This window comes from Citrobacter sp. TBCS-15 (assembly GCF_005280815.1).
Lineage (GTDB): Bacteria > Pseudomonadota > Gammaproteobacteria > Enterobacterales > Enterobacteriaceae > Citrobacter > Citrobacter werkmanii.
Map to the genome: position 1 here is coordinate 346,938 of NZ_SZWK01000313.1, position 24,958 is coordinate 371,895.

At 53.6% G+C, this 24,958-nt stretch carries 24 protein-coding genes; 9 read left to right on the plus strand and 15 right to left on the minus strand.

Annotated features, from left to right (window positions below):
- Window positions 1–9: 9 nt before the first annotated feature.
- From menB to pmrD, 4 genes are all read left to right on the plus strand, one after another.
- Window positions 10–867, plus strand: coding sequence for a 1,4-dihydroxy-2-naphthoyl-CoA synthase (gene menB / locus FDW96_RS24550; protein WP_038642278.1), 858 nt, complete (start codon window positions 10–12; stop codon window positions 865–867).
- Window positions 867–1,829: an o-succinylbenzoate synthase gene (gene menC / locus FDW96_RS24555; protein WP_042307116.1), complete on the plus strand. Its 963-nt coding sequence runs from the start codon at window positions 867–869 to the stop codon at window positions 1,827–1,829. The genes menB and menC overlap by 1 nt, the downstream gene beginning before the upstream one ends.
- Window positions 1,826–3,238, plus strand: a complete 1,413-nt coding sequence (gene menE / locus FDW96_RS24560; RefSeq protein ID WP_042307119.1) for an o-succinylbenzoate--CoA ligase — start codon at window positions 1,826–1,828, stop codon at window positions 3,236–3,238. Before menC ends, menE begins: the two co-directional genes overlap by 4 nt.
- A 95-nt stretch (window positions 3,239–3,333) precedes the next feature.
- Complete coding sequence (gene pmrD, locus FDW96_RS24565) at window positions 3,334–3,597, plus strand: signal transduction protein PmrD (protein ID WP_042307121.1); 264 nt, start codon at window positions 3,334–3,336, stop codon at window positions 3,595–3,597.
- A gap of 2 nt (window positions 3,598–3,599) precedes the next feature.
- Here the strand turns inward: pmrD and arnF are convergent, their stop codons facing one another.
- The 8 genes from arnF to nudI form a co-directional block, all read right to left on the minus strand.
- Complete coding sequence (gene arnF / locus FDW96_RS24570; protein ID WP_042307124.1) at window positions 3,600–3,986, minus strand: 4-amino-4-deoxy-L-arabinose-phosphoundecaprenol flippase subunit ArnF; 387 nt, start codon at window positions 3,984–3,986, stop codon at window positions 3,600–3,602.
- Window positions 3,986–4,321 carry a 4-amino-4-deoxy-L-arabinose-phosphoundecaprenol flippase subunit ArnE gene (gene arnE, locus FDW96_RS24575; RefSeq protein WP_042307126.1) on the minus strand — a complete coding sequence of 112 codons (336 nt, stop codon included), beginning with the start codon at window positions 4,319–4,321 and terminating at the stop codon, window positions 3,986–3,988. The genes arnF and arnE overlap by 1 nt, the downstream gene beginning before the upstream one ends.
- Window positions 4,318–5,973, minus strand: a complete 1,656-nt coding sequence (arnT, locus tag FDW96_RS24580; protein WP_137366474.1) for a lipid IV(A) 4-amino-4-deoxy-L-arabinosyltransferase — start codon at window positions 5,971–5,973, stop codon at window positions 4,318–4,320. Before arnT ends, arnE begins: the two co-directional genes overlap by 4 nt.
- Entirely contained in the window at window positions 5,970–6,872 is a 903-nt protein-coding gene (gene arnD, locus FDW96_RS24585) for a 4-deoxy-4-formamido-L-arabinose-phosphoundecaprenol deformylase (protein WP_137350046.1), read from the minus strand. Before arnD ends, arnT begins: the two co-directional genes overlap by 4 nt.
- Window positions 6,869–8,851 (minus strand): bifunctional UDP-4-amino-4-deoxy-L-arabinose formyltransferase/UDP-glucuronic acid oxidase ArnA, encoded by a 1,983-nt coding sequence (gene arnA, locus FDW96_RS24590; protein ID WP_137366475.1) that lies wholly within the window; start codon window positions 8,849–8,851, stop codon window positions 6,869–6,871. The genes arnD and arnA overlap by 4 nt, the downstream gene beginning before the upstream one ends.
- Window positions 8,848–9,831, minus strand: coding sequence for an undecaprenyl-phosphate 4-deoxy-4-formamido-L-arabinose transferase (gene arnC, locus FDW96_RS24595; RefSeq protein ID WP_042307134.1), 984 nt, complete (start codon window positions 9,829–9,831; stop codon window positions 8,848–8,850). Before arnC ends, arnA begins: the two co-directional genes overlap by 4 nt.
- A gap of 2 nt (window positions 9,832–9,833) precedes the next feature.
- Entirely contained in the window at window positions 9,834–10,973 is a 1,140-nt protein-coding gene (gene arnB, locus FDW96_RS24600; RefSeq protein WP_042307136.1) for a UDP-4-amino-4-deoxy-L-arabinose aminotransferase, read from the minus strand.
- Window positions 10,974–11,265: 292 nt separating this feature from the next.
- Complete coding sequence (gene nudI, locus FDW96_RS24605; RefSeq protein WP_042307139.1) at window positions 11,266–11,691, minus strand: nucleoside triphosphatase NudI; 426 nt, start codon at window positions 11,689–11,691, stop codon at window positions 11,266–11,268.
- Window positions 11,692–12,008: 317 nt separating this feature from the next.
- On the opposite strand from nudI, the gene FDW96_RS24610 reads away from it, so the two are divergent.
- Window positions 12,009–12,551, plus strand: coding sequence for a YfaZ family outer membrane protein (locus tag FDW96_RS24610; protein WP_038642254.1), 543 nt, complete (start codon window positions 12,009–12,011; stop codon window positions 12,549–12,551).
- A gap of 79 nt (window positions 12,552–12,630) precedes the next feature.
- On the plus strand, window positions 12,631–13,827 hold the full coding sequence (locus tag FDW96_RS24615) for a nicotinamide mononucleotide deamidase-related protein YfaY (protein WP_137350044.1): 1,197 nt from the start codon (window positions 12,631–12,633) through the stop codon (window positions 13,825–13,827).
- A 38-nt stretch (window positions 13,828–13,865) separates the two neighbouring features.
- Here the strand turns inward: FDW96_RS24615 and FDW96_RS24620 are convergent, their stop codons facing one another.
- The 4 genes from FDW96_RS24620 to glpA form a co-directional block, all read right to left on the minus strand.
- Window positions 13,866–14,309: a hypothetical protein gene (locus tag FDW96_RS24620; RefSeq protein ID WP_137366476.1), complete on the minus strand. Its 444-nt coding sequence runs from the start codon at window positions 14,307–14,309 to the stop codon at window positions 13,866–13,868.
- Window positions 14,310–14,460: 151 nt separating this feature from the next.
- The gene (gene glpC, locus FDW96_RS24625; RefSeq protein ID WP_137366477.1) at window positions 14,461–15,651 is read right to left on the minus strand and encodes an anaerobic glycerol-3-phosphate dehydrogenase subunit GlpC; all 1,191 of its coding nucleotides are present in this window, start codon (window positions 15,649–15,651) and stop codon (window positions 14,461–14,463) included.
- On the minus strand, window positions 15,648–16,907 hold the full coding sequence (glpB, locus tag FDW96_RS24630) for a glycerol-3-phosphate dehydrogenase subunit GlpB (protein WP_137366478.1): 1,260 nt from the start codon (window positions 16,905–16,907) through the stop codon (window positions 15,648–15,650). Before glpB ends, glpC begins: the two co-directional genes overlap by 4 nt.
- Entirely contained in the window at window positions 16,897–18,525 is a 1,629-nt protein-coding gene (glpA, locus tag FDW96_RS24635; RefSeq protein WP_137366479.1) for an anaerobic glycerol-3-phosphate dehydrogenase subunit A, read from the minus strand. The genes glpB and glpA overlap by 11 nt, the downstream gene beginning before the upstream one ends.
- A gap of 270 nt (window positions 18,526–18,795) precedes the next feature.
- Here glpA and glpT point away from each other — a divergent pair, with 270 nt between their 5' ends.
- A complete protein-coding gene (glpT, locus tag FDW96_RS24640; protein WP_042307146.1) occupies window positions 18,796–20,154 on the plus strand; it encodes a glycerol-3-phosphate transporter in 1,359 nt (452 codons plus the stop codon).
- Window positions 20,155–20,157: 3 nt separating this feature from the next.
- Complete coding sequence (glpQ, locus tag FDW96_RS24645; RefSeq protein WP_061382104.1) at window positions 20,158–21,225, plus strand: glycerophosphodiester phosphodiesterase; 1,068 nt, start codon at window positions 20,158–20,160, stop codon at window positions 21,223–21,225.
- A gap of 60 nt (window positions 21,226–21,285) precedes the next feature.
- On the opposite strand, the gene FDW96_RS24650 is transcribed toward glpQ, so the two are convergent.
- A complete protein-coding gene (locus tag FDW96_RS24650; RefSeq protein ID WP_042307148.1) occupies window positions 21,286–22,164 on the minus strand; it encodes a LysR family transcriptional regulator in 879 nt (292 codons plus the stop codon).
- Window positions 22,165–22,325: 161 nt separating this feature from the next.
- Between FDW96_RS24650 and FDW96_RS24655 the strand changes: the two genes are divergently transcribed.
- Window positions 22,326–23,516, plus strand: coding sequence for an MFS transporter (locus FDW96_RS24655; protein WP_042307149.1), 1,191 nt, complete (start codon window positions 22,326–22,328; stop codon window positions 23,514–23,516).
- Between the two features lie 3 nt (window positions 23,517–23,519).
- Here FDW96_RS24655 and yfaE read toward each other — a convergent pair whose 3' ends face one another.
- Window positions 23,520–23,774 carry a class I ribonucleotide reductase maintenance protein YfaE gene (yfaE, locus tag FDW96_RS24660; protein ID WP_042307150.1) on the minus strand — a complete coding sequence of 85 codons (255 nt, stop codon included), beginning with the start codon at window positions 23,772–23,774 and terminating at the stop codon, window positions 23,520–23,522.
- Window positions 23,774–24,904: a class Ia ribonucleoside-diphosphate reductase subunit beta gene (gene nrdB, locus FDW96_RS24665; RefSeq protein ID WP_003027605.1), complete on the minus strand. Its 1,131-nt coding sequence runs from the start codon at window positions 24,902–24,904 to the stop codon at window positions 23,774–23,776. The genes yfaE and nrdB overlap by 1 nt, the downstream gene beginning before the upstream one ends.
- Between the last annotated feature and the right edge of the window lie 54 nt (window positions 24,905–24,958).

The following is a 24,958-nucleotide window of genomic DNA, read 5'->3' on the forward strand; positions in this document are numbered from 1 at the left end:
GGACATTTTATGATCTATCCTGATGAAACAATGCTTTACGCACCGGTAGAATGGCACGATTGCTCTGCAGGCTATACCGACATTCTCTACGAGAAATCCACCGACGGTATCGCCAAAATCACCATTAATCGTCCACAGGTACGCAATGCTTTCCGTCCTGTTACCGTAAAAGAGATGATCCAGGCGCTGGCGGATGCCCGCTATGACGACAACATCGGTGTGATCATTCTGACCGGTGCGGGTGACAAAGCGTTTTGCTCAGGCGGCGATCAGAAAGTGCGTGGCGATTACGGCGGATACCAGGATGACTCCGGTGTGCATCACCTGAACGTGCTGGACTTCCAGCGTCAGATTCGTACCTGTCCGAAACCGGTCGTGGCGATGGTAGCAGGGTACTCCATCGGCGGCGGCCACGTGCTGCACATGATGTGTGACCTGACCATTGCGGCGGAAAACGCCATCTTTGGTCAGACCGGCCCGAAAGTGGGTTCCTTCGACGGTGGTTGGGGTGCCTCTTATATGGCCCGTATCGTGGGTCAGAAAAAAGCGCGTGAAATCTGGTTCCTGTGCCGTCAGTACGATGCGCAGCAGGCGCTGGACATGGGCCTGGTCAACACCGTGGTTCCGCTGGCGGATCTGGAGAAAGAGACCGTACGCTGGTGCCGTGAGATGCTGCAAAACAGCCCGATGGCGCTGCGTTGCCTGAAAGCGGCACTGAACGCCGACTGCGATGGACAGGCAGGTCTGCAAGAACTGGCCGGTAACGCCACCATGCTGTTCTACATGACGGAAGAAGGTCAGGAAGGTCGTAACGCCTTTAACCAGAAACGTCAGCCTGATTTCAGCAAATTCAAACGGAATCCGTAATGCGTAGCGCGCAGGTATACCGCTGGCAGATCCCCATGGACGCGGGGGTGATTCTGCGCGACAGGCGGTTAAAAACGCGTGACGGGTTGTATGTTTGTCTGCGTGACGGCGAGCATGAAGGGTGGGGAGAGATCTCCCCGCTGCCGGGCTTCAGTCAGGAAAGCTGGGAAGAGGCGCAAACCGAACTGCTGTCCTGGGTGCAAGGCTGGCTGCAAGGGGATGATTCTTTACCACAGCTGCCTTCTGTCGCTTTTGGCGCAAGCTGTGCGCTGGCCGAACTGGCTGACGCTCTGCCGGAGGCAGCAGACTATCGTGCTGCGCCTCTGTGTACGGGCGATCCTGACGATTTGGTGCTGCAACTGGCGGATATGCCGGGCGAAAAAGTTGCCAAGATCAAGGTTGGGCTGTATGAAGCGGTTCGTGACGGAATGGTAGCCAATCTGCTGCTCGAGGCGATTCCGGAGCTGCATCTGCGACTCGACGCCAACCGCGCCTGGACGCCGTTGAAAGCCCAACAGTTCGCGAAATACGTCAATCCAGAGTATCGCGGACGCATTGCCTTCCTTGAAGAACCATGTAAAACGCGCGATGACTCACGCGCATTCGCACGTGAAACCGGCATCGCTATCGCCTGGGACGAAAGTCTGCGCGAAGCGGATTTCACCTTTGAAGCCGAAGAGGGCGTCAAGGCTGTGGTTATCAAACCTACTCTGACCGGTAGTCTCGACAAAGTGCGTGAACAGGTTGCGGCGGCGCATGCGCTTGGTCTCACCGCCGTTATCAGTTCATCTATTGAGTCGAGTCTTGGTTTAACCCAACTGGCGAGAATTGCCGCCTGGCTGACGCCGCAGACCATTCCGGGTCTGGACACGCTGAGTCTGATGCAGTGCCAGCAGGTACGCACCTGGCCGGGTAGCGCGTTGCCGTGTATTGCCGTTGATGCGCTGGAACGCCTGCTATGACTTCATGGGAAACGCCCGCTAGCGCAAGCTTAGCGGGCACTGACTGGCCCTGGCGCGACTGGCGGCAGGTTCGTGCGCAGGCGCCAGCGCTGCGCCTCAACGATGAAGTATTAAGCTGGAGTGAGCTCTGTACCCGCGTCGATCATCTGGCCAGCGGCTTTGCCGCTCAGGGCGTGAAAGAGGGCGATGGCGTCCTGCTCCGCGCATGGAATCATCCGCGTTCTTTACTGACCTGGCTGGCATTGCTGCAATGTGGGGCGCGGGTTTTACCTGTGAACCCGCAGTTGCCTCAATCGCTGCTTGATGTGCTGGTCCCGGACTTAACGCTACGTTTTGCCCTGGATCTGGAGGCCGCTAACGCGTTTCCCGGGCTGGAACCGTTGCAGATGCAGGCGCTGCCAGGCGCACATGCCGCCGCGTGGTCGCCTCAGCGCTTGAGCACAATGACGTTAACCTCAGGTTCCACCGGATTGCCGAAAGCGGCGGTTCACACCTGTCAGGCACATCTGGCAAGCGCGCAGGGCGTGCTGTCATTAATGCCGTTTGGCGCTGAAGATGACTGGCTGCTTTCATTGCCGCTGTTTCATGTTTCCGGCCAGGGTATTTTATGGCGCTGGTTGTTTGCCGGGGCGCGAATGACCGTGCGCGACAAGCAGCCGCTGGAGCAAATGCTGGTCGGCTGCACCCATGCCTCGTTGGTCCCCACACAGTTGTGGCGCTTGTTGGTCAATAAAACGCCGGTCACGCTCAAAGCGGTGCTGCTGGGCGGCGCAGCTATTCCTGTTGAGTTGACGGAGCAGGCGCGCGATCAGGGGATTCGCTGCTGGTGCGGTTATGGACTGACGGAATTCGCTTCCACCGTTTGTGCGAAAGAGGCGGATGGTCTGGCTGATGTCGGTTCAGCCTTAGCGGGCAGAGAAGTCAGAATCGTGGATGACGAAGTCTGGCTGCGTGCGGCCAGCATGGCGCAAGGTTACTGGCGTAACGGACAGCTTATTCCTTTAGTGAACGCGGAAGGGTGGTTTGCTACCCGCGATCGTGGGGTGTTAAAGGACGGCAAGTTAACCATTATCGGTCGCATGGACAATCTGTTTTTTAGCGGTGGGGAAGGCATACAGCCAGAAGAAGTGGAACGCGTGATTGCAGCGCATCCGCAGGTTCTGCAGGCCTTTATTGTCCCGTTAGAAGATAAAGAGTTTGGTCATCGTCCGGTGGCGGTCGTTGAGTATGACACCAACGCTGGTGATGCCAATCTTGCAGAGTGGGTTAAAGATAAGCTGGCCCGTTTTCAGCAACCGGTATGTTGGCTGACGTTGCCACCTGAACTGAAAGCCGGAGGGATTAAAATATCTCGTCGCGCGTTGGCGGATTGGGTAAGTGCTTCATCATTAACATTAAGAAAATATTAATTACATTTCTCATTTTTGCCATTCCGTCGCTATTGTCGTTTTGTTTATCAGCTAAAGTGTAACCTGATGTGAAATTCATTAACAAAAGGTGCGCTATGGAATGGCATGTGAAGAAGTCTTGCTGTCACAAGAAAGCAGGGAGGCTCTATATCGTACTTTGCGATAGCGGTGGTTCGCTTAAGATGCTTGCTGAGGCGCAATCTTCCGAACGGGTTAAGCCCGGGGATCTCCTTTCACCGCTGAAAGACGCACAGTATTGTGTTAATCGTGATGCATCCCGTGTGATTAAAATAATCGATGCCAGACAGTACATTTGTGACGAATGGGAGCGCCTGTTACGACTGTCGGCAGATAAATGAGCTCAGCGCCGGTGCTTGTCAGCAGGCAGAAAAATCGTCATTAAACCCGCCATGATGCACAGTACCCCAACCAGCGCCTTCACTGAAAATGTTCCCTGCCAGCCGGGCAGAATCATTGATGCGACCCAAACCAGAACATAGCTGAGGCTGAGCAAGGCATAAGCCTTGCTCAGGGCGAGCTGGTGCAGGGCCTTATGCCAGCAAATTACCGACAGTAAATATCCCGCCAGCCCACTAAAAAGAGCCAATGCGCCAGCGTTGAGGGCGAATACGGCGGATAGAAATTTCAACGGTTGCAGCATCGGCGGCAGGTTATCCATCGCAAAGCCGAGACTCAGTTGGGCAGCCGAGGTGATAATAACGCTACATAATCCCCAAAAAATGCCCATTACACCGCGCTCCCAAGAATGAATATGCCGGCGATTATCAGCCCCACACCCAGCCAGTGGCGCGTTGCGACCGGTTCGCGCCAGATTTTCCAGGCGGCCAGCGTCACCCAGACAAAATTCAGGCTCAGCATGGGATAGGCGATGCCAACAGGGATATTCTGCAACACCACCAGCCAGAGCAGCATAGCCAGGCCGAGGCTTGCCAGGGCCAGCCCAATCCATTGCGTAATATGGCGTTTTCGCCTGCCTGAAGGTACCGGACGCGTTGCTTGCTTCTGGCATAACTGTCCGCATACGCTGAGCAGGCTGGCGAAAATTAATACTATCCAGATCATTTCGGCCGATACTGAATCAGGACCAGACGCCCCTGATTATCGATATAATCAGCGGGAGGAATGGCTAGTTGATTAATATCTTCATTCTTATCAATCGAGAGCACGAGGGTAATATTTCCTTGCTGACGGTGTTGGGCTAACCAGTCGACAAAGTCCGTCCGACTGACAAAGCGCCCTTGGGCATCCGGATAGCTGAGGCCGTATTTCAACTCGCCTGTTTGTCCGTATAGCATGATGTCGTCACGCTTCAGGCTCCAGGCCAGCCCCGCAGCGACGCCAACGCTGTCGGTGAGAATATAGCGGCTGGATTCCAGCGACTCTTTGGTCATCTCGACAAAAAACTGCGGTTGTTTAGATTCCATGACCCGATCGGGAATGGAGAAGCCAAACAACAGCGCCAGTCCTAATGGGCAAAACGCGGCAAATTGCCAGTTCTTCTCGCGGTTATTTAACGTATACCAGCCAAAGAGCGTCCAGATGAGAAAAATACCCCATGCACAAAAAACCTTATAGGTTTCGATATGCGACCAGATAGGCATTTTCAACGGTCCCAGCGTGGAAACAATAAACGTGGCGATAATGCCTACCACACCAAACAGAACGTTGATCCAGCCATTCACACGCAGCGCGGCTGAACCTTTTTGCGCAGCCTGCAGGCCAAAACGCGCCGTTAATATCGCCAGCGGCGCGAAGCAGGAAAGAATATAGGTCGGCAGTTTTCCTTTTGCGATGCTGAAAAACAGGATCGGCATGATAATCCAGCTTAGCAGGTATAGTGTGCTGCGCGGAACATCTCGTTCCCGCCAGCCCGTACGCAGTGCGCCGGGAAGCAGCCCGAGCCACGGTAACGCGCCAGCCAAAAGCACGGGAATGTAGTACCAGACAGGGGCCTTATGTTGGGCATCATCCTGGGCGAAGCGTTGAATGTGTTCGACCCAGAAGAAGTAATGCCAGAAGTCCGGCTCACGCTGAGCAATCGCTACACCCCACGGCAGCACAATCACGACGCAGCCGACGACTGCCAGCAGGCCGTAGACGATCAGGTCTTTCCAGCGTTTTTGCACGAAAACCCACGGCAGTACGCTGAGCACAGGAACGGCAAGCGCCAGGAAACCCTTGGTCATTACGCCCATGCCGCAGGTTAGCCCTAACAGCAGAAAGGCAACGATTTTGCGTGTTCTGGTAGTGGCCTGCATCCCCTCCCAAAAGCAGCACATGCCCGCCATCAGCCAGAGTGCGATCATAGGATCGAGTACCGCGTAGGTACCGATGCTATAGACCGAAAAAAAGGTTAAAAAGATAACTGAAGAGAGTACGGCGGTACGCTTATCCTGCCACATCCGCATGGCAAGCCAGGCTACCAGCAGCGCCGTCAGCAAGGTGGCAAAAATCGCCCCCGCTCTGACGCCAAAATTATTGGCGCCAAACAGCCATTGCCCGATGCTGTTCAACCAGTATCCGGCAATCGGTTTTTCAAAATAACGCAGCCCTAAAAAGTGCGGAACGATCCAGTCGCCAGAGGTCAGCGTCTCCCGACTGATTTCGGCATAGCGCGTTTCATCAGGCTGCCACAGCAGACGACTATTAATAGGTAAAATAAAATACAGCGCGATAAAAGCGATAAATGCCAGGGCGTTACGTACCGATTTCATTGTGTCATATCCACGGGTTGCTGACAGCCGAGCCATCCCTCTCTGCCGGGAATTTTCCCACGCACGATCCGCCCGGTTGGCAGCGTACTGATATCGTCCGGTAGCAGATCCCCGAGCGGGCAAAACGTAATCCCCATGTCGGCAGCACGAGTGAGCAGTTCGTCAAAATTCTGCTGAAAGGCAATACCTTCCACTTCTGCATGAATGGTGTACACCGGTGTCTCTCTGCTCATCTGGATGTGGGAGAGAATATAAGCGTTAAAGTCCACCGCCTGAACCTCCTGACCCACCACTTCATCCCATGTGGGTAATGTGACAGGAATTTGCGGCGTACCTGTTTTCCCGGATGCCAGCACAGGACGGAATAACGACGTTCCCCGACAGTCGCTGTTATAGCGCAGATGGAACGTTTCTTTGGCATGGACGACGCGGTCGTCGGCACGCCATCCGGCAACGGCGGAGCAGGTAACGGGCTGATTGATGATAGCTTCAAGGGCGGTAATGCCACGTGAAATATCATCAATTAGCTCTTTGTCATTCCAGTTTCCGCTTCGCGCCTGCCAGGCATGGTGATCCCAGGCATGCAAACCGGTTTCATGAAGCAGGGCGGTTTGCGCAATAATGGCCGCATTGGCCTGGCCGATCTCTTTTCCCGGCCATGCTGTACCCGCCAGCAAAATATCCCACCCGTAGAGCGATGCTGCGTTTGAGCGCAGCATCTTCCACAGAAATTGTGGCTTCACCAGACGCCAGAGATGGCGTCCCATGTTGTCAGGTCCCATGCTAAAGAAAAAACTTGCCCGAACGTTATGTCGGTTCAATGTCTCCAGCAGGCGGGGCACGCCTTCGCGTGTCCCCCTGAATGTGTCGACATCAATGCGCAAGCCAACTTTGGTCATGATGTGTGTTCCGTGATATCCACACTGCGTAAGAAGAAGTCCAGCGTCTCTTCTACCGTTTCCTGCATCTCAATGGTGGGTTCCCAGTTCAGGCAACGTTTTGCGTTGCGAATATTGGGCTTACGGTGCTCAACGTCCTGATAACCTTTACCATAGTAGGTGCTGCTTTCGACGTCGCGGAAACCGGCAAACGGCGGAAAATGCTGACGTAATGGATGTTTTTCAAAGCAGGTTAGCAGCATTTCTGCCAGTTCCTGAATACTCGCTTCGTTTTCCGGGTTACCGATGTTGATAATCTCGCCGTCACAGCGTCCGCCTTCATTTTCAATAATGCGGTACAGGGCTTCGATACCATCGCGAATATCGGTAAAACAGCGCTTTTGCTTGCCGCCTTCAATCAGCTTAATCGGTGAGCCTTCCACCAGATTGAGAATCAATTGGGTGATGGCGCGTGAGCTGCCGATACGCGCGGCGTTAAGACTGTCCAGACGCGGTCCCATCCAGTTAAACGGACGGAACAGGGTGAAGCGCAACCCCTCTTTTTCGCCGTATGCCCAGATTACGCGGTCCAGCAACTGCTTGGAAACGGAGTAGATCCAACGTGGTTTATTCACCGGGCCGACGATCAGATTCGAGCTGTCCTCATCGAAGACTTTATCGGTACACATGCCGTAGACTTCGGAGGTTGACGGGAAAATGATGCGCTTACGGTACTTCACGCAGTAGCGAATGATTTTCAGGTTCTCTTCAAAATCGAGTTCAAACACGCGCAGTGGGTTGCGGGTATATTCGATTGGCGTGGCGATCGCCACCAGCGGCAATACGACGTCGCATTTTTTCACATGATATTCAATCCATTCGGAGTGAATGCTAATGTCGCCTTCGACGAAATGGAAACGCGGATGTTGCAGGAAACGCCCAATTGCGTCGCTGCCAATATCGAGTCCATATACTTCGTAATTGTCTTCTTGCAGCAGGCGCTCGGTCAGGTGGTTACCAATGAAGCCGTTAACGCCAAGGATCAGCACGCGAGTACGACGTTTGCTGGTGGTAACGGACTGGCTGTTCAGACGAGAACCGGGTACCAGGCCCAGAACCTGCGCCAGCTGTGAGCCTTGCATCGCAATACCATCGCCAGCTTGTCCGGTAATAATCTCCAGTGCGCCATCGGCACAGGCGATCAGCAAAGGCGACACGGAGATGACGGTGCCCGATTGGGCTGCAAGGTCATTTGTGCAAACACGCGACGACCAGACGGTGAACTTTTGCGTGCCAACATAGCTAAATGCACCCGGCCACGGATCGCTGACGGCGCGGACCTGGTTATGCAGCTCTGCGGCAGGTTTGTTCCAGTCCAGGAAGCTATCTTCCGGCGTGCGGCGGCCAAAACAGGTAGCCTCTGCTTCCTGTTGCGGGCGTTCTGCGTAATCACCCGCTTTAATCGCGGGCAGCGCCTGTTCCAGCAGGTGACGCGCAGCCTGGCACAATTTATGGTGCAGCGTTAACGCCACATCATCCGAAGAGATAGCGACAGACTGCTGGGCGATAATAGCGCCAGCGTCTGCACGTTTGACCATGCGATGAAGCGTGACGCCGGTTTCGGTTTCGCCATTGACCAATACCCAGTTCAGCGGCGCGCGGCCGCGGTATTTTGGCAGCAGCGAGCCGTGCAGATTAAATGCCCCCTTAGGCGCAAGACTGAGGATCTCCTCACTCAGTAAATGGCGATAGTAGAACGAGAAGATAACATCGGGTGCCAGTTGGCTAATGCGCTCGATCCACAAAGGATGATTAACCTCGTCCGGGGCGTAAACCGGAATACCGGCGCTGGCGGCGAGGCGGGAAACAGAGCCAAAAAACGCTTTTTCACCCGGGTTGTCGGTGTGCGTAAAAATTGCGGCGATTTCATAACCTGCATCCAACAAGGCCTGGACACCCTGACATCCCATATCGTGATAGGCAAATACGACGGCTTTCATGCGCGGTTTTCCTCGGTTGACTGCGTGGTTTGTGGGCGGATAACGTGTTGAACAAAATAGCGGGGGCGGGCGCGGACATCGTTATAGATGCGACCGATATATTCGCCGAGTAAACCCATGCCAATGAACTGTGCGCCGATAAAGGTAAACAGGACGGCAAACAGCATGAATACCCCTTCCGCGGCCCACTGCGGGCCGAGCGTCAGGCGTAACACAACAAGCAGAACGGACAGCGTAAAGCCCGTGGCGGCAATCACGCTGCCGAGCAGGCTCAACATACGTAACGGCGTGGTGGTCAGACAGGTCACCAGGTCATACATCAGGTTGATCAGACGCATGAAGCTGTATTTAGAGTCACCAAATTCACGCTCTGCATGGTGCACCGGGATCTCCGTGGCGCGACGGGCAAAAATGTTGGCCAGAATCGGAATAAAGGTGCTGCGTTCCTGGCAATGCAGCATGGCATCGACAATATGGCGACGATAGGCGCGTAGCATGCAGCCGTAGTCGCCCATCGCTTTACCGGTAGTGCGCTGAATCAGGTGGTTGATCATACGCGAGGCGGTTTTACGAAATACGCTGTCCTGTCGGTTCTGGCGTACCGTTCCGACCACATCGAAACCTTCATCTGCGGTGGCAACCAGCCGGGGGATCTCTTCCGGCGGGTTTTGCAAATCGGCATCCAGCGTGATGATCAAGTCACCGGTGACATGGCTGAAACCGGCCATAATTGCCGAGTGCTGGCCGTAATTGCGGTTCAGCAGAATAGAAACGATATGGCTGTTCGGTGCCTGTGAAGCGTCCATCATCAGTTGCGCGGAACGGTCGCTGCTGCCGTCATCGATCAGCAAGATTTCATAATCTTTGCCCAATTTTTCGCAGGCGGCGCTGGTGCGTCTGATTAATTCTGGCAGGCTTTCCTGTTCGTTAAAAACAGGAATGACCACTGAGACTTTCTTGATCGGTGTGGCTTCAAACATAGTTATTGTCCTGCAATCTCGCGAAGCGCCGTAATGACCCGCTGGGTGTCGGTGGCGGTCATATCGGGGAACAATGGCAGCGAGCAGATGCGTGCGCTATTCCATTCTGTATTTGGCAGCGAAAGCGTGGTGAAGCGTTCGCGGTAATATTTTTGCGTATGGGCTGCACGAAAATGCAGACCGGTGCCGATATTTCTGGCCTTCAGCGCTTCCATTAAGGCATCTCTGTTCAGGCCGCAGCGCGCTTCGTCAACACGAATGATAAACAGGTGCCAGGCGTGAACGTGGGACCACTGGGGCAGGCTCAACGGTTGAAATGGCGTATCGGCCAGCGCCTGTTGATATTCCTGGGCAATTTGTGCGCGGCGCGAGTTCAGTTGTTCCAGCTTCTTCAGCTGTACCAGCGCGATGGCGGCATTGATATCTGTGAGGTTGTATTTGTATCCTGGCGCCAACACTTCGGCCTGCGGTGCACGGCCGTAGGTTTGTCGATCGAAAGCATCAACGCCCAGGCCGTGAAACTTCAGACTGCGAAGCCGCTGGGCAAGCTGGCCGTCATCGGTAACAATCAGCCCACCCTCCGCACAGGTGATATTTTTGATGGCATGAAACGAGAAAATAGCGGTGCCGCGCGCGCCAACATGACGACCCTTATATAACGTCCCTACGGCGTGCGCCGCATCTTCGATGATCGGAATGCCATAGCGTTCGCCAATGGCATAAATCGCGTCAAGGTCAGCAGGGGCGCCAGCGTAATGTACCGGAATAATCGCTTTGGTTCGTGGCGTGATGGCCGCTTCAATCTGCTCCGGTGTGACCATGAGCGTATCGCGATCAACATCGACCATGATTGGTGTGGCACCCAGCAGGACAATCATATTGAGGGTAGAAACCCACGTCATCGATGGCGTGATGACCTCATCGCCCGCACCGATGCCCAGCGCCATCAGCGTGATGTGCATTCCAGCAGTGGCGGAGCAGACGGCAACGGCATGCTTATTTCCCGTGAGCTGGCAGAAGGCTTCTTCCAACTGTTGATTTTGCGGGCCGGTGGTTATCCAGCCAGAATCCAGAACCGCCTTCACTGCGGCAAGCTCTTCAGCTCCCATAGCCGGGCGAGAGAAAGGCAAAAAGTCAGACATCATTATTCCTTCAAGCCATTTAACGCACCGACGTTTTATTTTTAGCGATAAACAGGGGCGTCGTTAATTATTTATCAGGCTTCAAAGGTTAATGACTGAAGGTTAATTTATCCTTAAGAGTTTAAGGTTCGAGATATAAAGGAAAATAACGGTGTTTTTAATTTATTGTTTTGAAATCAAATGAATTTTACAGAAATTGCGTGGCGTAAACGGCATTGCTGTTTACCGTAGACAGGTCAATGCAATGCCGCAATTCAGAGGGTTTATTTTATGCCACTATTAGAATGATAACTTAGAGTAATCCTTTCAGGGTTAACGTCTTACGCGTGGCGACATTTAAGTCGTACGTGCCAAGATCTTCCGGTTTAACCCAGGCGAACGCCTGAAACTCTTCGTTAATGTTCACTTCACGATTCTCCGCGACACAATCAAAGATAAGATAGATCATGTAAATCTCTTCCTGGCTGCCATCGGCATAGGTTTTGGTGCGAATATCATCACTGAAGGTCCATGGGGTAATTTCTGATAACACGAGCTGTTCGCCCAGTTCTTCCCTCACTTCCCGACGCAATGCTTCTTCGATGCGTTCGCCCGCTTCAACACCGCCGCCAGAAAGCGCCCACTGGCCGGGGAACACGCCACGGTCATCAGCCATTTTGCACAGTAAATAACAGCCATTATTTTGTATTAATGGACAAACAATCGTTCTTTGGCGCATAAGTCGGATCCTTGTAGGGGAATACTGAGAATTCCATCGTGTGCCCATCTTACCTTTTGCTGGCGGCAGAAAAAACGCTTCCGTGACGATTAACCCTTCTTTAACTGAGGAGAAAGGGATGTTTGTTGAAAACGAGGGGTAGCTACGTTCGATTCTGCAATTAGCCGCAGAATTTAACCTTAACTCAAACTTGCAAGTAGTATTTGGTTACAATATGCCATTGCATCGCTTTTTTAGCTCATTGATTCCTTGTCATCTGGCAGTACAATTCCTCGGTTTTGGGGCTATGTTTTGATTCTTGCTGGAAAGGATAGAAAATGAAAAAAAGTTTAATGTTGGGTTTTGCCGGAATGCTGTTTGTTTCCGCGTCGGCGAGCGCAATTAGCATTAGTGGCCAGGCGGGCGAAGATTACACCAACCTTGGGTTTGGTATGGGAACTGAGTCTACCGGACTGGCGGTCAGCGGTAACTGGATGCATAACGATGACGACGGCGATGCAGCCGGTCTGGGACTGGGTCTGAATATTCCGCTTGGTCCGTTGCTGGCAACCGTTGGAGGAAAAGGTATTTATACTAATCCTAATGATGGTGATGAAGGCTACGCGGCGGCAGTTGGTGGCGGTCTGCAGTGGCCGATTGGCGATAGCTTCCGCCTGTTTGGTGAGTACTATTACTCTCCTGATTCGCTTTCCAGCGGTATCGACAGTTATGAAGAAGCCAATGCCGGTGCGCGTCTGACAATTATGCGCCCGCTGAGCATTGAAGCCGGTTATCGCTACCTGAACCTGGCGGGTAAAGATGGCAACCGCGATAACGCGATTGCTGATGGTCCGTACGTTGGGGTTAACGCCAGCTTCTGATATTTCTGGCGCGGCGTTCAGTCGCGCCTTCCCCTCTCCATGCGCTATAGTGTTTTCATCATAAAAGCAGGAGAACACGATGTTAAACGTGGAGATGCTATCCACCGGGGATGAAGTGTTGCACGGACAAATCGTCGACACCAATGCCGCCTGGCTGGCTGATTTTTTCTTTAATCAGGGATTACCGTTAACCCGCCGCAATACGGTAGGGGACAATCTTGACGATTTGGTCGCTATTCTACGTGAACGTAGCGAACACGCCGATGTGCTGATCGTTAATGGCGGTCTGGGGCCAACCAGCGATGATTTAAGCGCGCAGGCGGCGGCAACGGCGAAAGGCGAAGGGCTGGTACTGCATGAAGCATGGCTGGCCGAGATGGAGCGTTATTTCCGCGACCGTGGCCGCGTGATGGCGCCGAGCAACCGAAAACAGGCTGAGCTTCCTGCCAGCGCTGAATTTATCAATAATCCTGTCGGCACCGCGTGCGGATTCGCAGTGAAGCTAAACCGTTGCCTGATGTTCTTTACGCCTGGCGTGCCATCGGAATTTAAAGTCATGGTTGAGCATGAGATTCTGCCGCGTTTGCGTGAGCGTTTTTCTCTGCCTCAACCACCTCTCTGCCTGCGATTAACCACCTTTGGCCGTTCTGAAAGTGACCTGGCGCAGAGTCTGGATCCGCTGCCTTTGCCGCCGGGAGTAACAATGGGCTACCGCTCGTCGATGCCGATTATTGAGCTGAAGCTGACCGGGCCGGATTCCCAACGAGACGCCATGCTGGCGCTGTGGCCTGAGGTGAAGCGGGTTGCCGGGCAGAATATGATTTTCGAAGGTACGGAAGGTTTGCCTGCGCAAATCGCCCGCACGTTGCAGGAGCGGCAATACAGTCTGACGCTGAGCGAACAGTTCACCGGTGGCTTGGTGGCGCTACAGCTTTCGCGTGCAAATGCTCCTTTGTTGGCAAGTGAAGTGGTTCCTCCCCAGGAAGAAACGCTGGCGCAAACGGCGCACTGGATTACCGAGCGACGCGGCAAACACTATGCCGGGCTGGCACTGGCGATATCGGCTTTCGAAAACGAACATATTAACTTTGCGTTGGCCACGCCTAACGGGACGCATGCCTTACGCGTACGGTTGAACGCTAATCGCTACAGCTTGCCGATTCGCCAGGAAGTGTGCGCGATGATGGCGCTCAATATGCTGCGTCGTTGGCTAAACGGCCAGGATATTGCCAGCGAACACGGCTGGATTGAAGTGGTTGAATCGCTGACGATTTAAGCATTGATTGGGAAGGCTACAAACCTTCCCAACCTGACTCACTCTGTAACATCGCCAGGCAATAGCCCGGTAATTAACTGAACCAAATTATGATCAATTCCATTTTCCAGCATCATGCGAGCGATACGTAAGGCTTCTTCTTGCGTACCTTTTTGCACTCCCTGTTCTAATCCTTGCTGTATCCCTTCTTGTAGGCCATGGTGGTGGCCTTCTTGTCTTAGCCTCTCTGCGATTGTCATCAACCTCTCCTTGTGATGGGTGGAACGTTCGGCAACCTCATGGATAAATGCGCTGACGTGAGAAACATTGCCGTATCGTAGCAGGTAATTAAATAGCGTTTGCAACTGGCTGTCATTAGCGGTGCTTGTAACTAAAAGCGAGACCTGACGGTCCACCAGCCCCATCAAATCACGCTGCATCATGCGGTGTAGAGGTGGTTGATTTATCCATGGTAGTCCGTCACCTGAAGGGGAAGTTGGCATGACGGTACCTACTTTTAACAAGGGCTGCATGGGAGGATTTGGCTATTTGCGCGGGTGAATCAGAGATAAATACGGCCGATTGCAACGTATTCAATTAAGCGGAACAGAGTACGCAAAAATGCCCGGTAACAAACGCCACCGGGCAACAGAGTTAACCCAATGCTTTGGCAAGCAGGGTGATAGGATGTTCGCAGCGTTTGCTTGTAGACATCTCTATCTGCCATTTACAGGTTTCACAGTCGGTGACAACGATATCGGCACCGCTTTCTTCAATTTGGCGGAATAACGGTGCGCCAATCGATTGTGATGTCGGGTAGTTTTCCTTTTTAAAGCCGTATGTCCCGGCGATTCCGCAACACTGAGAATCTAACACCGTCAGCTCCAGTCCCGGAATTTGGCGCAGCAGCTCCAGCGTGTAGAGCGTCCAGCCCATTTTCTCCATATGGCAAGGCGTGTGATAGACCACTTTCAGCGGCAGCGTCTTCAGCGGCAACGTTTTGCCTTCATCCAGCTTGCGCCACAGCCAGCGGGTCGCCAGCTCAATATGTTCGCGCAGGCCCGTGTTGTCGACGTCCAGCACTTCCGGGTACTCATCGCGGAGTGCAAAGGTACAGGTTGATGAGGTGGCGATCACCGGAATGCCTTTCCCGTCAATCGCTTCCCTGAGCGAGGCCACGTTGCTCACCGCCTGCTTGCGGGCTTTATCGGTAAAACCGTTGGCGATCAGCGGTACGCCGCAGCATTTTTCTTTGCTCAGCAGCTGAACGCCGGTTCCCATGGCGTTCAGGACCTTGATCAGGTCTTTGCCGAGTTGCGGATGGTTGTAATTAACAAAACAGCCGTGGAAAAAGGCGACCTGCTCCGGATACTGTGCCTGCTGGGCAGCAACGCTGCGATACCAGCGGCGGAACGTACCAAAGGAGTATTTCGGCAGCGTACGGCGATGGTCGATTTTCAGCGCGTAGTCCAGCAACTGGCGTATCGGTTTCAGCGAGGTGGCGGTATTCACTATCGGCGCGAACGGGGTGGATACACTTCCCATTAAATCCGTATGGCTTAAAACAAAATTACGCAGCGATGGACGCGTAGTGTCATATTTGGCGCGCGCACGCTGGATGATATCGCCAATTTTCACATCTGACGGACACGCCACTTCGCAGCGCTTACAGTTGATGCAGTATTTCAGCGCGTCGTCGTATAACGCGCCATCTTTCAGGCGCAGACGCTCGCCGTCCGGTCCGGCCTGTTTTGGGCCAGGGTAGCCCGGATTGACGCGGCTTACCGGGCAGGCGGTGGTGCACACCGTGCATTTGATACAACTTTCAAAACGTGTGTCGCTCATTGCTGTCCTCCTGCACGTTTCGCAATGTCATGTGCGGCGTGTAAGGCACTGACTGCGCATACGCCGCCTCCGCAACCCTCGGCAATAGGGTCGAAACCACCGAGAACAGAACCGATGGCATACATATTTTCTACCGTTTTACCCGCCAGTGACGGGCGCAGCGTAGCGTCGGTTGTGACGCCAAACTTTTGCCACGGTTGCGGATCGAAGACGTCGCGTTGATACCACTCGGCGCGGGTGGTGGTTTGCTGTACATCCAGCCCGAGGATCGGTTCGTGGATGGCCTCTCTCGTGGCGATCAGTCCGCTGCTGAAAAAGCTGCCGCTGGCGAGCACGGCGAAGCGTGGACGCAACGGGATATCGGCATGGTTACGGGTCCAGATTTCACTGACTACGCCGTCCTGACAGGTGATTTTCTTCACTTCATCACCCGGCATCCAGACGCCGCCCTGGCGCACAAACTGGCGTTGTAATTTGTTGTGCAGACGCATACCCATTACTGAAGGCGGTAGAGTTGGTAGCAACGTTAACGAGCAGGGAAGGCGCTCGTTAAGCCAGTGCCAGAGGCGCTCATCCACCAGGCCGAAACAGGCTGGCATAATGATCATGTCGCAGGTTTTTGCCTGTGGCAGTAAAGCATCATAGAGCAGCGACCATTTATCTTCGTTGTCCAGCAGGCGCGCAATATTGACGGCGCGAAACTCGGTCGGGTTGTCACGCAGGACATCCAGCTCGGGCAGATCGATTTCGGCTGTCTCGACGCTGAGATTACGCTGGCGCAGTGAGGCCGCGGCGAGATGCGCCTGAAAATCCAGTAAACCGCTGATACCGACAACGCAGATACGCTGTGCGGACAGTGGCCACACCGGAACTTCTGGGGAACTTAACCAGGTTGAGCGCAGAGTTCCCAACGGGGTTACGCGTTGATGTGACTGGCGTACCTTGCCCTGCAAATGCGTTCCGCATTCATCCAGTAGATCCTGCGCCTGCTGGGCCAGCTCCAGGACGTTCTGTGTTCCGATGGTGCTATACGGATGCGTGGGCACCTGAGTACGCAGCGCATTCAGACCTGCTTCTATCTCTACCACCGGTTGACCATCGGGTAAGTTGCTGAGCAAATCCAGTGAGCCGGAGGAAAAATGCAAGGCGCTTTGGCCGCGCGTGACAATCGTACAGCGCAACCCGCTTTTTTGCAGCTGCAGGCCGCACAGCAGTCCGGCCAGGCCGCCGCCGATAATGACGGTATCAAATTTCATCCTGGTGCTCCTTTTCCAGACCGCACAATCCCTGATAGACCCAGCGCGTGAATTCGCTTTCGCGCAGCGCATCTCCCCAGGCGATAGGCTGCACGCCTTTCCAGCGCTCATTGAGGAAATCGGAAAGCTGGGTGATAGATTGCGCAGCAGTGGTGACATTAAAACGTTGCAGTAAACCTGCGGCGCGGCAGGCGCACAATTCGCCCTGGCAGGTCCCCATACCAACGCGGGTACGGCGACGTAAATCGAGCAGGTTGTTGACGGTTAAATTCTCGACGGCGTATTGCACTTCGCCCGCGGTGACCGCTTCACATTCACAGACCAGGCTACGGTGCTGACGACCTTCGCTAAGCCACGCCGGGGTGCGATCGCCGTGACGGTAGACCGCCGAACCGCGCAACGGCGCAGGCAATGAAATTACGCGTTTCAGCGTGTGCTCGGTGGATTCCTGCGAGCCTGGCAGCGCGGTGTCTGCCGTGGTGCAAGGTTGAGAATTGCCCAGCTTGCGGCAAACGGCATCGGTGGCCCATTCCGCCATCAGACGGTAGGTCATCAGCTTACCGCCGGTAATGGTGATAAACCCATCCAGTCCGTCACGTTCAGCGTGATCGAACAGCACAATACCGCGGCTGACGTTACGACCGCTTGGATCGTCGTCGCTGGCGACCAGCGGTCGCACACCTGAGTAGGCACGTAAAATGCGTGTTTTCGCCATAATCGGCGCCAGTTTCTCGCCTTCGCGCAGCAGAATATCGACCTCTTCTGCGGTGACGCGGTTGCTGTCAATATCGTCGTAATCAATGTGCTGCGAGGTGGTACCAATGAGCGAAATGGTATCACCAGGCACCAGAATATCGGCGTCAGAAGGTTTACGGCAGCGATTAATGACATGCTGGTTTATACGATGATCCATAATCAGCAGCGAACCTTTGGCCGGGAACATCCGGATACTCAGATCGGCATATTCTGCAATGCGCTGGCCCCAGATCCCGGCGGCATTCACCACCACCGGCGCATGCAGGGACTGCATCTCACCCGTCAGATGATTGCGAACGTTAACGCCGCAAACCGTTGCCCCTTCGCGAATCAGCCCCGTCACTTCATGGGCCGTTAAGATAACCGCGCCATGCTCACGCGCATCCAGCATGTTGGCGGCGGTTAAGCGGAAGGGATCGACCGTACCGTCCGGCACTTTAACTGCGCCAATCAACTGTGGGTTGACGGAAGGTTCGATAATGCGCGCCTGCTTAGGGTCAATCGCTTCTGCGCGAATACCGGCCTCTTCACAGGCGCGAATAAAGGTAGCCTGGAAGGAGAGCTCATCCTCCGGCAGGGTAATAAACAGACCGTCCGTCGGCTCAACGCAATGACGGGCGATACGTTTCAGAATTTGGTTTTCGCTGATGCACTCACGGGCAGATTCAGCGTCGGTGACGGCGTAGCGCGCACCGCTATGCAGCAGGCCGTGGTTACGTCCGGTCGCGCCCGTGGCGATATCGTGGCGTTCCACTAAGATGACGCGCAACCCGCGCAGCGCACAGTCGCGTGCGATCCCTGCACCTGTTGCTCCTCCACCAATGATAATCACGTCACTTGTTTGCGAGTCGCGAGTTTTCATTGTTTTTCCTCACAGTTCGTTTTTTATCATTTAGCCACATAAAAAACATGGATTGTTTGATTTCGCGCATAATCGCTCATTATTCGAAAATGAAACGTGATTCCGTGCGCCTTTATGAACATTTGTCATAAATCTGTAACAATATGTGCTGCGTTTCACATTTTTGTTAGGTATCTTTCCTTAACATCGCGGCCACACTGGAAGCGGTAGGGTAGTAATGACGAACTGCAGTGTTTACTTCGAATGAAAGACGGCCACGGAGGCTACACTATGTTGAGTATTTTTAAACCAGCGCCACATAAGGCGCGTTTGCCTGCTACGGAGATCGATCCGACATATCGTCGATTGCGTTGGCAGATTTTCCTAGGGATTTTCTTTGGTTATGCCGCGTACTATCTGGTACGTAAGAACTTCGCCCTGGCGATGCCATATCTGGTTGAGCAGGGTTTCTCTCGCGGCGATCTGGGTTTTGCCTTATCTGGTATCTCCATCGCTTACGGATTTTCGAAATTCATCATGGGGTCCGTTTCGGATCGCTCGAATCCGCGCGTTTTCCTGCCAGCAGGTTTGATTCTGGCTGCCGCAGTGATGTTGTTTATGGGCTTTGTGCCGTGGGCGACATCGAGCATTGCGATTATGTTTGTGCTGCTGTTCCTCTGCGGATGGTTCCAGGGGATGGGGTGGCCGCCGTGTGGCCGTACCATGGTGCACTGGTGGTCGCAGAAAGAACGTGGCGGTATTGTTTCCGTCTGGAACTGTGCGCACAACGTGGGCGGCGGTCTGCCTCCTCTGCTGTTCCTGCTCGGTATGGCCTGGTTCAATGACTGGAAAGCGGCGCTGTATATGCCTGCTTTCGGTGCGATTGTGGTTGCGCTGTTCGCCTTTGCGATGATGCGTGATACGCCGCAGTCCTGCGGCCTGCCGCCTATCGAAGAGTATAAGAACGACTATCCGGACGATTACAACGAGAAAGCGGAAGAAGAGCTGACTGCGAAGCAGATCTTCATGCAGTATGTACTGCCAAACAAACTGTTGTGGTACATCGCTATCGCTAACGTGTTTGTTTATCTGCTGCGCTACGGCATCCTGGACTGGTCACCGACCTACCTGAAAGAAGTGAAGCATTTCGCACTCGATAAATCATCCTGGGCTTACTTCCTGTATGAATACGCGGGTATTCCGGGCACGCTGCTGTGTGGTTGGATGTCGGATAAAGTCTTCCGCGGCAACCGTGGCGCGACCGGCGTGTTCTTTATGACGCTGGTGACTATCGCGACCATCGTTTACTGGATGAACCCGGCAGGGAACCCGAACGTTGATATGGCTTGTATGATTATCATCGGCTTCCTGATCTACGGCCCGGTCATGTTGATTGGTCTGCACGCGCTGGAACTGGCGCCGAAAAAAGCGGCGGGCACGGCGGCAGGCTTTACCGGGCTGTTCGGTTATCTCGGCGGTTCTGTGGCGGCGAGCGCCATTGTCGGCTACACCGTTGACTTCTTCGGCTGGGACGGCGGCTTTATGGTGATGATTGGCGGTAGCGTGCTGGCGGTGATTCTGCTGGTGGTCGTCATGATTGGCGAAAAACGTCATCACGAAGAAATGCTGCAGAAACGTAACGGGGGCTAATTTATGAAAACCACATTGAAAAGTCTCAGCGTGGCGCTGATGCTGGCTGGTATGGTTGTTAGCAGCGCGGCGGTCGCCGCCGATAAAATCGTTATTGCGCACCGTGGGGCAAGCGGTTATTTACCTGAGCATACGCTGCCCGCGAAAGCGATGGCCTATGCTCAGGGCGCGGATTATCTGGAGCAGGATTTGGTGATGACCAAGGATGACCATCTGGTCGTCCTGCATGACCACTATCTGGACCGCGTCACCGATGTCGCTGAGCGTTTTCCGGATCGTGCGCGTAAAGATGGACGTTATTACGCTATCGACTTTACTCTGGATGAGATCAAATCGCTGAAATTTACCGAAGGCTTTGATATCGAAAATGGCAAAAAGGTACAGACCTACCCTGGGCGCTTCCCAATGGGTAAATCTGATTTCCGCGTGCACACCTTCGAAGAAGAGATTGAGTTCGTTCAGGGACTGAATCACTCAACTGGTAAAAACATCGGTATTTATCCGGAAATGAAAGCGCCGTGGTTCCATCACCAGGAAGGGAAGGACATCGCAGCGAAAACGCTGGAAGTGCTGAAAAAGTACGGGTATACCAGCAAAAACGACAAGGTTTATCTGCAGTGTTTTGATGTCGCGGAGTTAAAGCGCATTAAAAATGAACTGGAACCAAAGATGGGGATGGATCTCAATCTGGTGCAGTTAATTGCGTACACTGACTGGAATGAAACCCAGGAGAAAAAGCCGGACGGTAGTTGGGTTAATTACAACTACGATTGGATGTTCAAACCGGGTGCCATGAAACAGGTGGCGCAGTATGCGGACGGCATTGGGCCGGACTACCACATGCTGGTTGATGAGAAGTCGAAAAAAGGCAATATCTCGTTAACTGGTATGGTTCAGGACGCGCATCAGAACAAGATGGTGGTGCATCCTTATACGGTTCGTGCCGATCAGCTACCGGATTACACTACTGACGTAAACCAGCTGTATGACATTCTGTATAACAAGGCGGGCGTTGACGGGTTGTTCACCGACTTCCCCGACAAAGCAGTGAAATTCCTGAATAAAGAGTAATGGCACAAGGCCTGTGATGCACCTCCGGTCACAGGCCTTATTGGATAACGTTAGTAACTGTTAGATAAGGCCGTCTGCTGTCAACGTTTCCATACAAGCCTGCAGGAGAAATAAAGGGCTGCCGTCCACCGGCGGCTCTTTTGCCAGTAACGATATCTGTCGATAGAACGTCGGCTCCAGCGCCACCGAGCGAATCTCCCCGCCAGCGGCTTTCAGCGTCAATTCCGGTAATAATGCAATACCCAGCCCCTGCCGAATAAAGCTCATCGCGGTATCCGGATGGTTAAATTCGTATTTAATAACCGGCTCGATACCTTTCTCTTTAAATAGCGTCATGATGCTTAATTCATAGCGCCCTTTACTGATAATCAGCGGTTCTCCCACCAACTGTTCAACCGTAACCGCGGTATTGGCTGCCAGAGGATGGTTTTCGGGAACCACGACGGTAAATTTGTCGCGATAGATCGGTACGCAGTACATGCCAGTCACCGGAAAATGCACAAATCCAGCATCAATATCCCCGCTGCGCAGGGAATCCACGATCGCCGTGCTGTTCTCTTCGAAGGGAATGATTTTGATGTGCGGATGGTGCTGCTCGAAGTGGTGGATAATGCCCGGTAAAATGCAGGCGCAGGCGCTGGGAAAGCAGCCGATGCGCAGGGTTCGGGCTGGGTTTTTTCGCTCCTGCTCGGCAATCTCTTTCACCGCGTTGGTTTCTGAAACGATCATGCGCAGGTGCGGTACGATCCGTCTTCCAACGGGGGTGAGCTGAATGTCTTTGCGGCGCTCGCGGATAAGACATTCGACTCCCAGCTCTTCTTCAAGCGCCGAAATTGCCTGGCTTACAGCGGATTGGGTCATATACAGCCGCTTACTGGCTTCGGTAAAACCGCCGCATTCAAGCACCGCAAGCAGGGCGTGGATTTGGGTTAATGTCATTAGTTCCCTCTAATTAACAATATTAAAACGATTAATTTCTCTAATATGATGAACCTGTTTACACTTGCGGTCTACCGTATAAATCACATTTTGACGCACCTCTCCGTTGCTCAGTTGAGCTGAGCGTTGCCTGCGTGCGCCGTCTGGACAGGTTGTCGAATATGAAAGAAAAACTGTGGACGAAGGATTTTTGGGCAATCACGATAATTAGCTTCATTATATTCTTTGTGTTTTATGTCCTGCTTACGTTATTACCGATCTATATTTCGGATCGCCTGCACGCCACGCCGGATAAAGCCGGCTTATTGGTCACCTTCTTTTTAGGTGCCGCAATTGTTGTGCGTCCGTTCGCCGGGCAATGGGTGGGAAAATATTCGAATAAAACGATTCTGGTGCTCTCTTCTCTGGCCTTTTTGGTTGTCACTGCGCTGTATCCTGTTTGCCACTCAATTGAATCGCTGCTGTTTATTCGGGTGCTTCATGGGGTGACGTTTGGCGTCATTACCACGGTAAAAGGAACGATTTCCGCGCGGCTGATACCGGCCTCCCGACGTGGGGAGGGCATCAGTTTTTTCTCGTTGGCCATGGGACTGGCAATGGTTGTGGGGCCCTGGGTGGGGCTGAATATGGCACGCTGGGGCGCTTTTACCACCGCTTTCTGGCTGTGTAGCGCGGTTGCCGCGCTGGGTATTATCCTGTCATTGATCGTCGCCGTACCGCCGGTCATCCGTCATGCCGACGGCTCAAAACCGAAGCTGGGATTTGCGGCAATGTTTGACCGTGCCGCGCTGCCTTTCGCGATGGTGACGTTTTTCATGACCTTCTCCTATGCGGGCGTTTCTGCTTTCCTCGCGCTGTATGCGCGCGAGTTGGATCTGATGGCCGCCGCCAGTAATTTCCTGTTGTGCTACGCTATTTGCCTGATGATCTGTCGAACCTTTACCGGCAACATTTGTGATAAAAAAGGGCCGAAATACGTGGTATATCCGTGTTTGCTGGCCTTTACAGTGGGACTGGTGGCGCTTGGCTACACCAACGGCAGCATCATGATGATTATTGCCGGGGGATTAATCGGCATTGGTTACGGTTCGGTCACGCCGGTATTCCAGACACAAATTATTAGCTCGGTGGAGCCGCATAAAATTGGCATCGCCAATTCGCTATTCTTTAATGCGATGGATGCGGGAATGGCGATTGGCGCGTTCATTATGGGGATGATGGTCGAGGGCGTGGGCTATCGGGCGATTTATCTGGTAGGGGCGCTGCTGGTGGTTTTAGCCGGGGCGCTGTATATCGCGCAGATGAAACGCCGCGGGGCGATGCCGCTGGTTAGCGCACATGAAGTGCACTAACCGTTACAGCTCAAGTTCAATATCGCCTTTTGCCCGGCAACAGCAGGGCAATATTTCTCCCGGCTGAATAAAGGCCAGAGGTTCTGCAATCCAGTCCACCTGTCCCGCTACCAGGCGGGTACGGCAGGAACCGCAGTAACCCTCACGACACTGGTATTCGACTTCAACATTGTGCGATTCGAGTGCGACCAGCAGGGAAGGGTGTTCATCCTGGCACAGCAGCTGTGTGCCAGAGATGCGCAGAGTAACGCGGCTCATCAGAGTTGGAAGTTACTCAGATCGTCGGTATCAACTTCGGAATCGATCTGGCCGACCAGATAGGAGCTGACTTCCACTTCCTGCGGCGCAACCTGTACGTTATCGGACACCAGCCAGGTGTTGATCCACGGGATCGGGTTAGAGCGCGTCTGGAACGGCAGATCCAGCCCAACAGCCTGCATACGAATGTTGGTGATGTACTCAACGTACTGGCACAGAATATCTTTGTTCAGGCCGATCATCGAACCGTCACGGAACAGATAGTCCGCCCACTCTTTCTCTTGCAGCGCGGCCTGCACGAACAGGTCGTAGCACTCTTGCTTACACTCTTCTGCGATTTCCGCCATCTCTGGGTCGTCTACACCGCTGCGCAGCAGGTTCAGCATGTGCTGCGTACCGGTCAGGTGCAGGGCTTCGTCGCGGGCGATCAGACGAATAATTTTCGCATTGCCTTCCATCAGTTCACGTTCGGCGAAGGCGAAGGAGCAGGCGAAGCTCACGTAGAAGCGAATGGCTTCCAGCGCGTTCACGCTCATCAGACACAGGTACAGCTTTTTCTTCAGCTCACGCAGGTTCACGACAACCGTTTTGCCATTAACGGTATGGGTGCCTTCCCCTAGCAGATGCCAATAGCTGGTCATCTCGATCAATTCGTCATAGTAGCTGGAAATGCCTTCCGCGCGCTTCTGGATCTGCTCGTTGGTAACGATATCATCAAACACCACCGCCGGATCGTTCACGATGTTACGGATAATATGGGTGTAAGAGCGCGAGTGGATAGTTTCAGAAAACGCCCACGTTTCGACCCAGGTTTCCAGTTCAGGAATCGAGATTAACGGCAGCAGCGCGACGTTCGGGCTACGACCCTGAATGGAGTCCAGTAACGTCTGATACTTCAGGTTGCTGATGAAGATATGCTTTTCATGCTCCGGCAGCGCCTGGAAGTCGATGCGATCGCGGGAAACATCGACCTCTTCCGGACGCCAGAAGAAAGAGAGCTGCTTTTCGATCAGTTTTTCGAAGATGTCATATTTTTGCTGATCGTAGCGGGCGACGTTCACCGGCTGGCCGAAGAACATCGGTTCCAGAAGCTGATCATTTTTCGTCTGTGAAAAAGTGGTGTATGCCATTGATGTGAATCCTTTGTGGGATGAGCGCCGGATGCGGTATAAACACCTTATCCG